This is a genomic window from Streptomyces sp. ICC1 (assembly GCF_003287935.1).
GTDB classification, from domain to species: domain Bacteria; phylum Actinomycetota; class Actinomycetes; order Streptomycetales; family Streptomycetaceae; genus Streptomyces; species Streptomyces tritrimontium.
On the sequence record NZ_CP030287.1, the window covers coordinates 8,376,531 to 8,391,362 of the forward strand.

Below are 14,832 nucleotides of genomic sequence, written 5' to 3' on the forward strand. Positions count from 1 at the left end.
AGATGTGTATAAGAGAACAGGTCGTGCAGCAGCCGCTGGAAGAGGCGGTGGTCCTGCCAGTCCCCGCCGACGTGCAGGTAGCGGGGCGCGAGCCCGTACTGCTCGAAGCCCGCCTTCGCCAGCACCCGCTGCGAGGCCAGGTTGCCGACCCGCGTGCCCGCCGAGACCCGGTGCAGTCCCATCTCGTCGCGGGCGATCCGGCAGAGCTCGTGCAGCGCGGCGGTGGCCAGGCCCTTGCCGGCCCAGCCCTGGTCCACCCAGTAGCCGATGGCACCGCTGCACAGCGCTCCGCGCACGACGGAGACGAGGTTGATCGCCCCGACGACCGCCCCGAGGCCCCCGCCGGATTCCCCGGCGGCGACGAGCACGAACGGCCGCGCCCGCCCGGCCTCCCGGTCCGCGAGCAGCTCCTCGATCCGCGCCCGCTGCACGGCCTCGGTGTAGAAGTCCCCGGCCCGCCAGGGCTCGTAGGGGGCCATGTACGCCCGGTTCCGCTCCAGCGCCTCGGCGACCCCGGCGGCGTCCGCCACCCGGATCTCCCGCATCTCCACCCCGTCAATGACCATCCGGGCACGCTAACGGATCGACCACCCGGGTGCCGGGCAAGGAGGAGGGCTTCTGGCGTCAGCACGGGGCGGAGAGGGGCAGCGCCTGACGTGCTCCGCTACCTGATCGACTCGACCGCCGTCTGGCGGCTGCACCGCGACCGGCCCCTCAGCGAGGCATGGGCACACGAGATCGACGAGGACAATGTCGGATCCTGTCCCCCGCAGCGACAAGGACTTCGCCGCCGCGTCAGGCCTGCTCCCGGAGGTCCAGGAGCACCACGTGCACCGGGTGCCCCGCTGATCCGAGCCCCCTCACCTCAGTCCTCGCAGCCGCCCGCGTCCAGGGCCAGCCGGTAGCCGCGCTTGACCACCGTCTGGATCAGGTTCGGCGCGCCCAGCGCGACGCGCAGGCGGGCCATCGCCGTTTCCACCGCGTGCTCGTCGCGGCCCGCGCCGGGCAGGGCGCGCAGGAGTTCGGCGCGGGCCACCACCCAGCCCGGGCGGCGGGCCAGCGCCCGCAGCAGGGCCATGCCGGCCGGCGGGACCGGGCGCAGGTCGTTGTCGAGCAGGACGGCGTGGCCGCGCAGCTCCAGCCGGTGTCCGGCCACCGGGAGCACCCGCGCCCGGCCCGGGAGCTCCCGGCACAGCAGCTGCACGAGCGGGCCCAGCCGGAACCGCTCGGGCTGCACCGTGGCGATGCCCTCCGCCTGCAGCGGCACGGCCGTCACCGGGCCCACGCACGCCGACAGCACCGACCCGCCGGTCAGCGCTTGCAGCACGGGTTCCCGTACGCCCCGTTCGGCCGCCCGTGACAGCAGCGAGGCGGCGGCCGGCGCGGAGGTGAAGCTCACCGCGTCGACCCCGCCGGCGGCCACCGCGTCGATCAGCCGGTCCAGCGGTCCGAGGTCCTCCGGCGCCATCCACCGGTACACCGGCACGCCGACCACCTCGGCGCCCCCCGCGCGCAGGGCCTCGACGAACCCGGGCAGCGGCTCCCCGTGCAGCTGGAGGGCGATGCGCCGGCCGGCCACCCCGGCCGTCAGCAGCCGGTCCAGTACCTCGGCCAGCGATTCCGAGGCCGGGGACCAGCTCTCGACGAGCCCGGCGGCCCGGATCACGCCCTTGACCTTCGGCCCGCGCGCCAGCAGTTCGGTGTCCCGCAGCCGGGCGAGGAGCTCCTCGCCGAGCCCCCAGCCGTCGGCGGCCTCGATCCAGCCCCGGAAGCCGATGGCGGTGGTGGCCACGACCACGTCGGGCGCGCAGCCGATCAGCTCCTTGGTCGCGGCGAGCAGTTCGGTGTCGTCGGCGACCGGCACGATCCGCAGGGCGGGCGCGTGCAGCACATTGGCCCCGCGGCGGCGCAGCAGGGCGATCAGGTCGTCGGCCCGCCGGGCGGCGGTGACCCCGATGGTGAAGCCCGCGAGCGGCCCGGCGGCCGGGGCCGGCCCGGTGGGGGTGTCGTACATGGTGACCTGCCTCGCGCAGTGGTCGGGTCCGGCGTCCGGGCCGGATCGCGTCCGGCTTCGGCGCCGGATCGGGTCCGGCGTCCGCACCGGATCGGATCCGGCAGCGCCTTCGCGTGAACCGAGCCTGCCCTGGGGGCGTATCAGGCTCGGTTCACGCGTATTTCGGTGCCGTTAACCGGTGTTCTGGCGGCGTTACACCGAGGTGAGCTGCGGCTTCGCCTCCACGCCCGCCGTGGGGATGATCGTCCGCGCGGGCCGGCGAAGGTATACCGCCCAGGTGACGGCGACGCACGCCGCGTAGAAGCCGAGGAAGGTCACGAAGGCCGCCGTGCCCGAACCGGAGCTGAGGAAGGCCGACCGGAAGACCAGGTTGATGCCGAGCCCGCCGAGCGCGCCGACCGCCCCGATGATCCCCATGGAGGCGCCGGACAGCCGCCGCCCGTACGCGGCCGCCTCCTCGCCGGCCATGCCGCGGGCCAGGGCCTTCGCCTGGAAGATGCCGGGGATCATCTTGTAGGTGGAGCCGTTGCCGAGCCCGCTGAGGACGAACAGGGCCACGAAGCCGACGAGGAACACCGGCAGGGAGTGCCGTACGGAGGCCAGGATCACCACTCCGGTCGCCGCCGCCATCGCCACGAAGGTGGCCAGGGTGATCCGCGCCCCGCCGAAGCGGTCCGCCAGCGCCCCGCCGACCGGCCGGATCAGGGAGCCGAGGAGCGGTCCGATGAAGGTGAGCGAGGCCGCCTGGAGCGGGGTGCGGCCGAACTGCGTCTGCAGGACCAGCCCGAAGGCGAAGCTGTAGCCGATGAACGACCCGAAGGTGCCGATGTAGAGGAACGCCATGATCCAGGTGTGGGCGTCGCGGACGGCCTCCCGCACGGCGCCGGTGTCGTTGCGCACGGGTGCCAGGTTGTCCATCCGCAGGGCGGCGAGCACGGCGGCGATCACGATCAGCGGGATGTAGGCGCCGAGCAGCAGCCGCGGATGGCCGGCCCCGGCAGTGCCGATGACCAGCAGGGCGGCGAGCTGGACGACGGGGACTCCGATGTTGCCGCCGCCCGCGTTGAGGCCGAGCGCCCAGCCCTTCTTGCGCAGCGGGAAGAAGGCGTTGATGTTCGTCATGGACGAGGCGAAGTTGCCGCCGCCGACCCCGGTCAGCGCGGCCACCAGCAGGAACGTGCCGTACGAGGTCCCGGGCTCCATCACCAGCCAGGCGGCCGCCGTCGGCGCGAGCAGCAGCAGGGCGCTGACGATCGTCCAGTTCCGGCCGCCGAAGCGGGCCACGGCGAAGGTGTAGGGCACGCGGACGAGGGCGCCCACGCAGGTGGCGGTGGCGATGAGGAAGAACTTGCCGGCGGGGTCGATCCCGTACTGCGGGCCCATGAAGAGCACCATCACCGACCACAGGGACCAGATCGAGAACCCGATGTGCTCGGAGAGGACGGAGTAGACCAGGTTGCGGCGGGCGGTCTTCTCCCCCGTCTCCTTCCAGAAGGCCTCGTCCTCGGGTTCCCACCGCTCGATCCAGCGGCCCCCCTTGCGCGGTGCGGTCGTACTGGTCATCACACGCCTCCACAGCTGCTGCGATCACGTCGCGTCTCGTCCGTGGTGACGACCGTAGGAACAGCTCGTTTCGGCCCCGGTCCCCGCCGGATGACCGGCGGGAAACCTTGCTCTCACCCGCCGCCGGGGCCGGGTGTGAGCGCGGGCAGCCAGCTGTCCGGGGGCACTTCCAGCCAGCCGCGCTCGGCGGCGAGGGCGGCGGCGGCGGAGCGCAGTGCGTCGAGCCCGGGATGGGCGAGGCCCTTGCGCCACACCATCGCGAGCGGCGACAGGGGTACCGGGCCGGTCAGCGGGCGTTTGACGCAGCCGGGCAGATCGGCGAAGTCGACCGTGGCCAGGACCGGATTGCCGGTCTTGGCCATGACCCGGCGGAACTCGTCCTTGCCGACCGCCACCGGCGCGGGCGGCGCGGGCTCGATGCCCCGCCCGGCGAACAGCTCGCGCGCCAGCCCGGTCCACTCCAGGGTGCGCGGGTTCCCGGCCCCGGCGTACACGGTCTCCCCGGCGAGCGCCGCCAGCGGTACGGATTCCCGCGCGGCCAGCGCGTGCCCGTCGGGCAGCACCACCGCGAGCGGCTCGTACCGTACGGGCGCCTGCGCGAGGCGGGCCCGCAGCGCCGGGTCGAGGCCGTCGGCGTACCCGAAGGAGACGTCGAGGCGGCCGGCGGCGATCTCGGCGGCGGCGTGGGTGAGCCCGGATTCGAAGCGGGCCATCAGCTCGCAGTCGGGGGCGAGCTCGCGGGCCCGGTCCAGGACGGTGCGGGCGGTGCCGGGGCCGTCGGTGTTGAGGTCGACGAGCAGCGGGCGGGCGGCGGCGTCCCCGGCGAAGGCGGCGGCCAGCTCCTCGTGGGCGCGCAGCACGCTCCGGGCCAGGGGGACCAGCCGCTCCCCGTCGGAGGTCAGCTCGACGGCGCGGGTGGTGCGGGCGAACAGGGCCGCGCCGAGGATCCCTTCGAGGCGGCGCACATCGCGGCTCAGGGCCTGCTGGGCGAAGTGGAGGCGGGCGGCGGCACGGGTGAAGTGCAGTTCCTCGGCCACGGCCAGGAAGGAGCGCAGCAGTCGGGGTTCGACGTCTCGGGGTGTCACCCGGGGAGCCTAAGCCGTTCCGGGCCGGGCCGGGCCGGCTGAACGAGGGGATGACCCTGGCCGTCACCGCGATCTTCGCGGGCATCGCGGTCGGCTCGGCGGCCGCCGGATCCGCGATCGACCACCTCGGCACGACCGCCCCGTACGCCCTGCCGTAGCCAGGGGGTCCGGGGGCGGAGCCCCAGGGGTTCGGGTCCGGGGCGGAGCCCGGGGCAGTCCCGTCCCACCGCCGGCCAGGCGCATGGCACGTTTTGCCACCCGCCTTCCCGCCGGTCGATTCCGGCCATGCCGTGTTCACACGGCGTTGTCCGGAGGCCAACAGTCTCGGGGGCATGAAGAAGGCACTGCTCGCCGCGACCGTCGTCGCCTCCACGCTCACCCTCACCCTGGTCGCGGCCCCCGCCGCCACCGCCGCCTCCGGGTGGGACTTCCCCTGGGCCGGCCAGCACCACGGCCGCTCCGCCATCCCCTTCACCGAGGCCGCCGTCACCGCGGGCGCGGACGGCTCGTACACGCTGAAGTGGAGCGCCAAGGGCACCAAGCGCGTCGAGATCAAGGCGAACGGCAAGGTCGTCGCCAAGGGCGGCGCCCAGGGCCAGGCCGTCGTCTCGGGGCTGCCCGCCGCCGACCGGCAGTGGTTCGACTTCAAGCCCGAGCGCGGCGAGGGCCTGCGCCTGGCCGACCGGCTCATCACGTTGGAGGGCACCGCCAACTTCCGTGACGCGGGCGGCTACCGCACCACCACCGGCCAGTGGGTCAAGATGGGCGAGATCTACCGCTCCGACGCCCTCAACAAGCTGACCGACAACGACCTCGCCAAGCTCCAGCGGCTGCGCGTCAAGACCGTCTTCGACCTCCGCATGGAGAGCGAGCGCACCAAGGACGCCGACAAGGTCCCCGCGGGCGCCACGTACGTCGTCGCCGACGTCTTCGCGGGCTCCCCGTCCTTCCAGACCCTGCCCAAGTCGCCCGAAGAGGCCGTCAAGGCCATGGTCGACGCCGAGAAGGCCATGGTCAGCGGCGAAGGCGGCAAGAAGGCCTACACGCAGGTCTTCGAAGGCATGGAGCGCGACCGCGACCGCGCCGTCCTCTTCCACTGCACCGCGGGCAAGGACCGCACGGGCTGGGCGAACGCCTCCCTGCTCACCGCCCTCGGCGTGCCGAGCGAGACCGTCATGGCCGACTACCTGGCCAGCAACGACTACCGCAAGGCCGCCAACGACGCGGTCCTCTCGCACCTGCCGGCCGCCCAGGCCGCCGTCTACAAGCCGATGCTCGACGTCCGCCCGGAGTACCTCAACGCCGGCTACGCCGAGGTCAAGGCCACGTACGGCACCTTCGACAACTACCTCAAGAGCGGCCTCGGCATCGACGCCCGCGAGCTCAAGCAGCTGAAGAAGGACCTCCTGGTGGGCTGACCCGCCCCGCAGGACGCGCGCGGGCCCGACCGGGACGCAAACACCCCCGGCCGGGCCCGCGCGTGCGCGGCGCCGCCTCAGTCCAGGACCGGCAGCAGCTCCGGCAGGTGCCCGTCCGAGGCGCGCGCAGCGTCCTGGCGCTCCCGCGGCACCTCCCCGTAGAGGGTCGTACGGGCCTTCGCGGGCCGGCCCGCCGACTCCGCGACCGCGATCAGGTCCCGCACCGACTTGTACGAGCCGTAACCCGACCCCGCCATCCGGGAGATGGTCTCCTCCATCAGCGTCCCGCCCAGGTCGTTGGCGCCCGACCGCAGCATCTCCGCCGCGCCCTCCGAGCCCAGCTTCACCCAGCTCGTCTGGATGTTGGGGATGTACGGATGCAGCAGGATCCGCGCCATCGCCGTCACCGCCCGGTTGTCGCGCACCGTCGGGCCGGGCCGGGCGATGCCCGCCAGGTACACCGGGGCGTTCGTGTGGATGAACGGCAGCGTCACGAACTCCGTGAAGCCCTCCACACCCTTGTCCAGGGCGGCCCGCTGCACGCGGGCCAGCGTGCGGAAGTGGCCGAGCCAGTGCCGGGGCTGGTCCACGTGCCCGTACATCATCGTCGAGGACGAGCGGATGCCCAGCTCGTGGGCGGTGCTGATCACGTCGATCCAGTCCGCCGTCGGCAGCTTGCCCTTGGTCAGCACCCAGCGGACCTCGTCGTCCAGGATCTCCGCCGCCGTGCCCGGGATCGAGTCGAGCCCCGCCTCCTTGGCCGCCGTCAGCCAGTCCCGCACCGACATCCCCGTACGCGTCGCGCCGTTGACCACCTCCATCGGGGAGAAGGCGTGCACGTGCATGCCGGGCACCCGCTCCTTCACCGCCCGCGCGATGTCGAAGTAGGCCGTCCCCGGCAGGTCCGGGTGGATGCCGCCCTGCATGCACACCTCGACCGCGCCCACGTCCCACGCCTGGGCCGCGCGGTCCGCGACCTGGTCCAGGGAGAGGGTGTACGCGTCGGCGTCGGTGCGGCGCTGCGCGAAGGCGCAGAAACGGCAGCCGGTGTAGCAGACGTTGGTGAAGTTGATGTTCCGCGTGACGATGTACGTCACCTCGTCGCCGACCACCGACTTGCGCAGGTCATCGGCGATCCCGCAGAGCGCGTCCAGCGCCGGGCCGTCCGCGTGCAGCAGCGCGAGCGCCTGCTCGTCGGTGAGCCTCGTCGGATCGTCGGCGGCCTGGGCCAGCGCCGCCCGCACGTCCGTGTCGATGCGCTCCGCGACCATGCCGGGCGCCGCGGCCTCGCGCAGGGCGTCCCAGTCCCCGTACACGTCGTCGAAGTCGTCGCGGCGGTCGCCGGTCCGGCCCTGCGTGTCGATGGTGGCGTGCAGATCGGTGCGCCCGTACGCCGTGAAGCCCTCGTCCGGCTCCTGCCACGGGCGGCCCTCCACGCGCGCCGACTCGTCCGCCAGACCCGTCTGCGGATCGGCCAGCGCGCGCACGTGCGGCAGCAGCCGGGGGTCCAGCCAGGGCTCGCCGCGCTGCAGGAACTCCGGATAGATGGTCAGGCGTTCGCGCAGCTCGAACCCGGCGGCAGCCGTCCGCTCGGCCAGCTCCTCGATGTGCGGCCAGGGGCGCTCGGGGTTGACGTGGTCGGGGGTCAGCGGGGAGACCCCGCCCCAGTCGTCGATGCCGGCGCCGATGAGCAGCGCGTACTCGGAGTCGACGAGGTTCGGCGGAGCCTGGATCCGGGCCGAGGGGCCGAGGATGTGGCGGGCCACCGCGATGGCGGCCGCCAGCTCCTCCAGCTCGGCGTCCGGCATGCCGCGCATGGCCGTGTCCGGCTTGGCGCGGAAGTTCTGGACGATGACTTCCTGGATGCCGTGGTAGCTGCGCTGGATCCGGCGGAGCTCGAAGAAGGCTTCGGCGCGCTCGTCGTACGACTCGCCGATCCCGATCAGCACCCCGGTGGTGAAGGGCACGTTGGAGCGGCCCGCGTCCTCCAGGACGCGCAGCCGGACGGCCGGCTCCTTGTCGGGGGAACCGTGGTGCGGGCCGCCGGGCTCGGACCACAGCCGGGTGGCCGTGGTCTCCAGCATCATGCCCATCGAGGGGGCGACGGGCTTGAGCCGCTGCAGCTCGGACCAGGACAGGACGCCGGGGTTGAGGTGCGGGAGGAGGCCCGTCTCCTCCAGGACGCGGATGGCCATGGCGCGCACGTAGGCCAGGGTGTCGTCGTAGCCGTGCGCGTCGAGCCACTCGCGGGCCTCGGGCCAGCGGTCCTCGGGCCGGTCGCCGAGCGTGAAGAGGGCTTCCTTGCAGCCCATGGCAGCGCCCTGGCGGGCGATGTCGAGGACCTCGTCGGGGGACAGGTACATTCCGTGCCCGTCGCGGCGGAGCTTGCCCGGGACGGTGACGAAGGTGCAGTAGTGGCACTTGTCACGGCACAGGCGGGTGAGGGGGATGAAGACCTTGCGCGAGTACGTGATGACGCCGGGCCGGCCGGCGGCTTCGAGCCCGGAGTCCCGTACGCGGGCGGCGGAGGCGGCGAGGTCCTTCAGGGCCTCGCCGCGCGCCTGCAGGAGTACGGCCGCCTCGGTCGCGTCGAGCGCGACGCCGTCGCGGGCGCGCCGGAGCGCGCGGCGCATCGAGTTGTCGGTCGGAGCGTCACTCGGAGTGGTCATGGGCCGAGCATACGATCCGCTCGCGCGGCGGTGGAGGGGCTCATCGCATCAGCTCACCGGCGTTGACCAGCAGCGACTGGCCGGTTATCGCTCGCGCCCGGTCGGAGGCGAGGAAGGCGGCGGCGTCGGCGACGTCCCCGTCGGTGGCCAGGTCCGGCAGCGCCATCCGGTCGGTGAGCCGCGCGTGGACCTCGGCTTCGGGGACGCCTTCGGTGTGCGCGGTGAAGGTGACGAAGGCCTGGACCGGGGGGCCCCACATCCAGCCGGGGAGCACGGTGTTCACGCGGATGCGGTGGGGGCCGAGCTCGCGGGCCATGGAGTACATGGCGGAGGTCAGCGCGCCCTTGGAGGCCGCGTAGGCGGCCTGCTGCACCTCGTTGGGGGAGGCGATGGCGGACTGTGTGCCGATGATCACGACGGATCCGCCGGCTGCCTTCAGGGCGGGCAGGCAGGCGCGGGTCATGCGCAGGGTGCCGAGCAGGTTCACGTCGAGGATCTGCTGCCAGGTGCCGAAGTCGGCGTCCTGGAGGCCGCCGAAGTACGAGTCCCAGGCGGCGACGTGCACGACGGCGTCGACCCCGCCGAACCGCTCCTGGGCGAGGGCGGCGAGGGCTTCGCACTGGCGCTCGTCGGAGATGTCGGTCGGCAGGTACGCGGTGTGCGTGCCGTCGGGGTCGATCTCGGCGGCGGACTTCGCGAGGTTGGCCTCGGTCCGCGCGCCGAGCACGGCGTTGCCGCCGTCGCGGACCACGGTGGCGGCCACCTGATGCCCGAGCCCGGCCCCCACGCCGGAGACGATGACGGTCTTCCCTTGCAGCAGCAGCTGCGACATGGTGCGGCCTCCTGACGGCACAACAAATCTGACGGGTCGTCAGGCTACGGGGTGGGGGGCGGGCTCGGGCTGGGGGGCCAGTTCGAGGCGGTGCTCGGCCGCGCGCCCCCTTGCCTGGTTCAGCAGGCCGTTGGCGAGGTGCACGACCTGCGGGGTGGAGCGGTAGTCGCGCACCAGCTTGACCACGGTGGCCTGCGGGTACTTGGTGCGGAAGTTCAGCAGGTGGTCGGGGGTGGCGCGGTGCGGTCTGCCGCCGGAGCGGCCGGGTTCGTGACGGCCGCGTTCGGGTCCGCGGGGGGAGCGGGGAGGGAGACGTCCGGTCCGGCGGACGTGTCGTTCGTCCGGATCTCCGAAGCGGCCAGGCGCATGATGCTGTTCGCCAGACCGTTGAACTCCGCCCCTCCGGGGCCGAACCGGACCAGGTCGAACTCGCCCTCCTCGGCCCTGACCAGGGTCGCCGGCCCGTCGACGAAGAGGTTCGGCTCGGGGGAGTAGGGCATGAAAGGTGCCAGGGCGGCCATCCTGCCCCGAGCCCGCATGTCGTGCCGGATCTCCTGGTCGAAGTCCTCGATCCGTGCCCTGACATCGGTGGGCGCCGGACCCAGATCGGACTCCTTCCGGGCCTTGGGGTCCTTGGCCGCGTCGTTGCTCTCCTGCCACCGGCCGAGCGTTTCCGCGGCCAGCCGGGAGCGCCCGGCGTGGTCGCCGGTGGGCGGGATCCGGTAGCCGCCGGACATGAGCAGGGGCCGCAGGGGCGGCAGGAGACCCTGGCTCTCGGAGCCCGTCACCGCCCGCCCGAAGCCGAGCCGCGCCTCGAAGTGATCGAAGACGTGTCGCCCGGAGGAGGTGGTGTGCGGGTAGGCGTCGAAGTCCATGAACGACACGTACGGGTGGGTGTCGCGGTCGAGGAGTCCGTGCAGCGCCCGTCGCGTGGCCGTGCTCGTCAGCGCGGCGTTCCGGGCGGTGCCGTAGGCGAAGCTCGACGCGGGGTGGAGGGGCGTGGCGACCACGGCGAGCGGCACCGGGGAGTTGACCCCGGCCGTACCCTCGGCGATCGCGTCGTCGAGCAACCGGGCGGCGGCGGCGTCGCCTTCGCGCACCTGATGGTTGACGCCGACGACGATCGCGACCCGCTCGCGCATGGCGGGTGACAGGCCGTCGAGGACGGAGTCGACGAACTCCTGGAGCCTGCCCGGCTCCGCCATCGTCCGGTGGCCGACGATCGCGTTGACGACGTAGGACGTGGGGTGTGCCCCGGTGACGCTCCGGAGAACGCGGGCGTGGTATTCCGAGGCCGACAGAGTGCCCTGCCCTTGGCCCTGTCCTTGTCCCTGCCCCTGCCCTTGTTGGTTGATGAGAGTGGCGAAGAGGTCGTTGCCGTACGCGATCGTGGTCACGTCGGGGGCCGGGACCGGGGCGGGCGCGGCCGGGCGGGGCGCGCGGCCGCCGCGGACCGAGGGGCTGCCGCTGCCGCGGACCGAGGGGTTGCCGCCGCGGGACGAGGTCGTGGAGCTGCCCCGGGTGGGGTTCGTACCGCCCGTACCCCTGTTGCCGCCACCGCCGCGTGGGGGCTGGCCTCCGCGCCCCGGCTGCGGTCCGCCGCCGCGGGCGGGCGTGCCGGTGCCGCTGCTCACGGTGACCGGGTGCGCGGCGCCGCCGCGGTTGCTCGCGGCTCCTCCTCGACCGCTCCCTCGGCCGCTCGCGTTCCCGCCCCGGCCGGAGTCCTGACCGCGGTGGGCACCGTCGCCCCGGGAGCCGCCGCGCTGCGGCCGGGACCCCGGCGCCTGGCTGGTCGTCCAGTCGGGTGCGTCTGCCGGGGCGAGACGGGACTCCGGGGTTTCGGCGGTGTCCGCCGGGTTCGGCTGCTGCTGCTCCGGTTCGTTGAGGAGGTGGGTCGCGGACTGGGCGTGGATGTTGCGGGCGCGCAGGACGGACAGGCGTTCGTGGCCCGCCTCGGACGAGAAGAGTTCGGCGAACTCGGTCTGGCGTTGCAGCAGTCTTTCCTGGCTCTGGGTGAGGCTCTGCTGGAACGCCGTCCTCTTGCGCTCGTGCTGCGCCACGATCCTCGCGACCGAGGCCGAGGCCGTGGTCGTGGCTGTGGCTTCGGCCGTGGCTGTGGCTGTGGCTTCGGCCGTGGGTGTGGCCGTGGTCGAGGTGGAGGTTGTGGCGGCAGGTGGCGTGCTCTGCGAGGTTCCCGGAGTCCCGTTCGTGTTGCCCCGCGCCTTCTGGATGGCCTTGTCGGTGGCCGCGATCTCCTTCGTGAGGTCGTCGATCCTCTTCGCCTGCGCCGCGGCATCGGACGCTATGTCCGCGACTCGCGCTCTCAACTCGGGGCGGAGGCCGGCGCCGGGGTCGCCGTGGCGGAGGTAGGCGTCGATGTTGGCGAGGTCTTCGTCGGTGAAGCCCTTGGGCCGGGAGAGCGCGGCTTCGTCGTTGGTTTCGGTGAGGGCGAGGTGTTTGGCGAGTTTGTCGTCGCGGTGCCAGTCGGCGTGCTTCTGGGCGTCCTTGCGGATGTCGAGGGGGAGGTCCTTTTGGTGTTGTCCGGAGCGGGTGGGGGAGTGGGTGACGATGAGGCGCTCGTAGCCGGGGGCCAGGCCACCGTCGGTCGTACGGTTCGTGCCGTCAGCGGACCTGGCGGTGACCGTCGGGTCCGCATGCCAGACGGCCATCCGGGCGCCGCCCATTTCGCTGTTGGGTTCTTCGAGGTAGCGGACGTCGAAACCCATGAGGGCCATGGCTTCGAGGTTGCCGCTGCGGAAGCCGAGGTGGCGGGTGGTGGCGTTGCGGGCGAGGTGGTCGAAGAGTTGGAACTGGCCGGTGCGGGTGTGCCCGTTCCAGGTGTGGACGGACTGGTCCTTCCAGAATTCGGTGAGGTCCGCGACCTGTGCGGTGAAGCCTTCGGGTCGGGTGCCGCCCTTGACGCCGGGGAGGGCGCCGGTGTTGAAGTAGTCGGCTATGGCTTGGTATTTGGCCTTGCCTGCCGGGGTGTGGCCGGAGTCGCCGACGATGAGGACGGCTTTCATGTCGCCGAGCCCGGCGATCATCTGGGCGATGCCGAGGTAGCTGGTGTCGTGCTCGATGTGCACTTCACGCTTCTTGCCGCTGAAGCGTGACCACAGGACGGCGACCTTGTCGCCGTCCTGCAGGGTGACGCCCTTGCGGTCCAGCCAGGTGGTGAGGGCGGCGTCCCGCTCCGCGTCGGGACCGACGTTCCAGCCCTTGCGGAGCTTTGTGCGGAGATCGGTGCTGAAATCCTGGCCGACGCGCTTCGTGGCGTCTCCGACACCGAGCTGGTTCTTCTTGGTGAGCTTGATCCGGACCGGACCCTTTTCGGCCTCTACGTCTATGACCTTCAGCCGCTCGGACGTCATGACGACGTGGATGCGGTTCTCCGGAATTCCGGAGGCCTTGTAGAACGCGCGGATGCCTTCGGCCTTCCCGCTGTCCGTGGGGTCTTCGTACGTCAGGATGACCAAGAGGTTCTTGTCGGCGATGAGGGCGGCCGCGATGCCGAATTGGTCCCCGGAGGCGTAGTGGGGCTGGGTGAGGAACATCAGATCCTCGGCGGGCCCGAGCGCGGGCGGCGGGACCGGGGTGGTGGGTGAGGGCGCGGGACCCTCCTGCTCCGACACGGGGCCGGTGTCGGTCTCGGTCTCCGCGTCCGGGCGCCGGGGGGACCGGCTGGTGTCCCAGGCCACGGTCCCCGGGTCGGCGGCGAGCCTTCCCTGGGGCTGGGCGGCATCGACAGTGGACGTGGACATCGACGTGGGTGTGGGTGTGGGTGTGGACGTGGTGGTGACAGGGGTGCCCGGGGTGTTTTCATGCGCGGCGGCGGAACCGTTCTGTTCGACGCGCTCCGGCACGGTCGTGCCGTCGTCGTCGAGGGCGGTGGATTCCCAGGCCTGCGTGCCGCTTTCGGTGGAGGGGCGGGGGCCGTCCGTGTTCCCGTCCGTCGCCGGTCGGTTCGCCGCGTCGCCGTCCTCGTTCGCCGGGGAGCCGTCCTCGTCCGGCCGGGCTCCGCTCTCGGTGACGAGACCGGCAGGCTGACTCGCGGGAGCGGTGTCGCCGTCGGTGGCGGAGACCGTGGGGGACGCCGGGTCGCCCGCGGCCTTCTGCCCGGTGGCGTTCGGGGAGGTCGAGTTGGCCGGACCGTTCGCGCCGGCCGGGTTGTTCGCCGTAGCCGGTGTGTTCGCCGCGGTCGCGGCGGAGCCGCCGGGCGCGCCCTGGCCGGCCCCCTGGCCAGCCCCCGGGGCCGGCGCCGAGGTGGTGGCGACCGGAATCGGGGCGCCCTGCGGAGTGTCCCGGCCGGCCCCGGACGGGCCGCCCTCGCCCGCGAGGTAGTCCGGGTCCTCGTCGACGTCCAGGTATTCGAGGTCGTCGTCCGTCTCGGCGAAGAGCCGGTTCAGGCCGAGGTCGGGCATGTCGCCGGTGAGGCCGCCGGTGTCCGGCTCCGCGAAGAACTCGTCCAGCGCGAGGTCGGGCATGTCGTCGGTGAGCCCCGACGACCCGCCGCTCCCACTGCCCCCGCCGTGGCCGAAGTCCGGGGTGTCCATTCCGAGGGAGCCGCGCAATCCCATCCCCAGCTTTTCGCCGCCGGTCTCCAGCAGGTGCCCCAAGCGGCCCTCGACGATGCCGGAGCCGAAGGTCAGCCCGGACGTCTTGAAGGTGTGCTCGTCCGAGAAGATCAGGTTGTACGTGCCCTCCGAGACCGCCGCGTGGGCACCTTCGAACAGGCCGCGCACGGCCCCGCCCCTCATCGACTGCAGGACGCTCTGGCCCATCGCGTCCGCCGTGCCCTGGGTGAGGGCCTTCATCGCCCCGTCGTCGAGGTGCTTGGAGATCGGCTTCAGCGCGTCGCCCAGTGCGTCGGGCAGCTCCTTGCGCCCGGTCGCCATGAGCAGGGTCGACGCCCACTGCCGGCCGGCCTCCCGGGCCTCCGCGCCACCGAAGCGCCGTTCGAAGGCGTCCCCGACGTCCTTGATGAAGTTGCGTGCCGCCTTCTCCGGGTTCGGGCCCGCGGTGCCCGGCAGCCGGTTGCGGAAGATGTCCGTCATGTCCTTGCCGAAGGACTGCGGCGGGGGCGGCAGGTCCTTGTTCGTGTTCGGCTTCGGGACGTCGCCCGTCTTCGGGGGCGGCGGCTGGCTCTTATTCGCCTCTGACGCCGCCGACGGACCGGCCGTTGGGTGTCTCGGGTGCCCCAGCCGCCTCCCCGCGGCCTTCCCGATAAACCCACCCCACCCGGGTCCGGCCA

At 72.8% G+C, this 14,832-nt stretch carries 9 protein-coding genes and 1 pseudogene; 2 read left to right on the plus strand and 8 right to left on the minus strand.

Features of this window, described 5'->3' with window-relative positions; all coding sequences use genetic code 11:
- From DRB96_RS39290 to DRB96_RS39305, 4 genes are all read right to left on the minus strand, one after another.
- Positions 1-566 (minus strand): GNAT family protein (locus DRB96_RS39290; protein ID WP_162689139.1); only part of this gene is annotated, 566 nt, incomplete at its 3' end.
- A 299-nt stretch (positions 567-865) separates the two neighbouring features.
- Entirely contained in the window at positions 866-2,014 is a 1,149-nt protein-coding gene (locus DRB96_RS39295; protein WP_112452684.1) for a uroporphyrinogen-III synthase, read from the minus strand.
- 192 nt (positions 2,015-2,206) lie between these two features.
- Positions 2,207-3,577, minus strand: a complete 1,371-nt coding sequence (locus tag DRB96_RS39300) for a nitrate/nitrite transporter (RefSeq protein WP_112452685.1) — start codon at positions 3,575-3,577, stop codon at positions 2,207-2,209.
- A 113-nt stretch (positions 3,578-3,690) separates the two neighbouring features.
- Positions 3,691-4,662, minus strand: coding sequence for a LysR family transcriptional regulator (locus DRB96_RS39305; protein ID WP_112452686.1), 972 nt, complete (start codon positions 4,660-4,662; stop codon positions 3,691-3,693).
- A 32-nt stretch (positions 4,663-4,694) separates the two neighbouring features.
- On the opposite strand from DRB96_RS39305, the pseudogene DRB96_RS45520 reads away from it, so the two are divergent.
- Positions 4,695-4,820, plus strand: a pseudogene (locus tag DRB96_RS45520) (MFS transporter); the annotation flags it as partial.
- A 174-nt stretch (positions 4,821-4,994) separates the two neighbouring features.
- On the plus strand, positions 4,995-6,080 hold the full coding sequence (locus tag DRB96_RS39310; protein ID WP_112452687.1) for a tyrosine-protein phosphatase: 1,086 nt from the start codon (positions 4,995-4,997) through the stop codon (positions 6,078-6,080).
- A gap of 77 nt (positions 6,081-6,157) precedes the next feature.
- On the opposite strand, the gene DRB96_RS39315 is transcribed toward DRB96_RS39310, so the two are convergent.
- From DRB96_RS39315 to DRB96_RS39325, 4 genes are read right to left on the minus strand one after another with little or no spacing between them, the layout of a single operon-like run.
- A complete protein-coding gene (locus DRB96_RS39315) occupies positions 6,158-8,749 on the minus strand; it encodes a bifunctional FO biosynthesis protein CofGH (RefSeq protein ID WP_112452688.1) in 2,592 nt (863 codons plus the stop codon).
- A 40-nt stretch (positions 8,750-8,789) separates the two neighbouring features.
- Positions 8,790-9,581, minus strand: a complete 792-nt coding sequence (locus DRB96_RS39320; RefSeq protein WP_112452689.1) for an SDR family oxidoreductase — start codon at positions 9,579-9,581, stop codon at positions 8,790-8,792.
- 39 nt (positions 9,582-9,620) lie between these two features.
- Positions 9,621-9,767, minus strand: a complete 147-nt coding sequence (locus DRB96_RS43455) for a hypothetical protein (protein WP_162689038.1) — start codon at positions 9,765-9,767, stop codon at positions 9,621-9,623.
- Positions 9,768-9,796: 29 nt separating this feature from the next.
- Positions 9,797-14,635 (minus strand): hypothetical protein, encoded by a 4,839-nt coding sequence (locus DRB96_RS39325; RefSeq protein ID WP_112452690.1) that lies wholly within the window; start codon positions 14,633-14,635, stop codon positions 9,797-9,799.
- Positions 14,636-14,832: the final 197 nt, after the last annotated feature.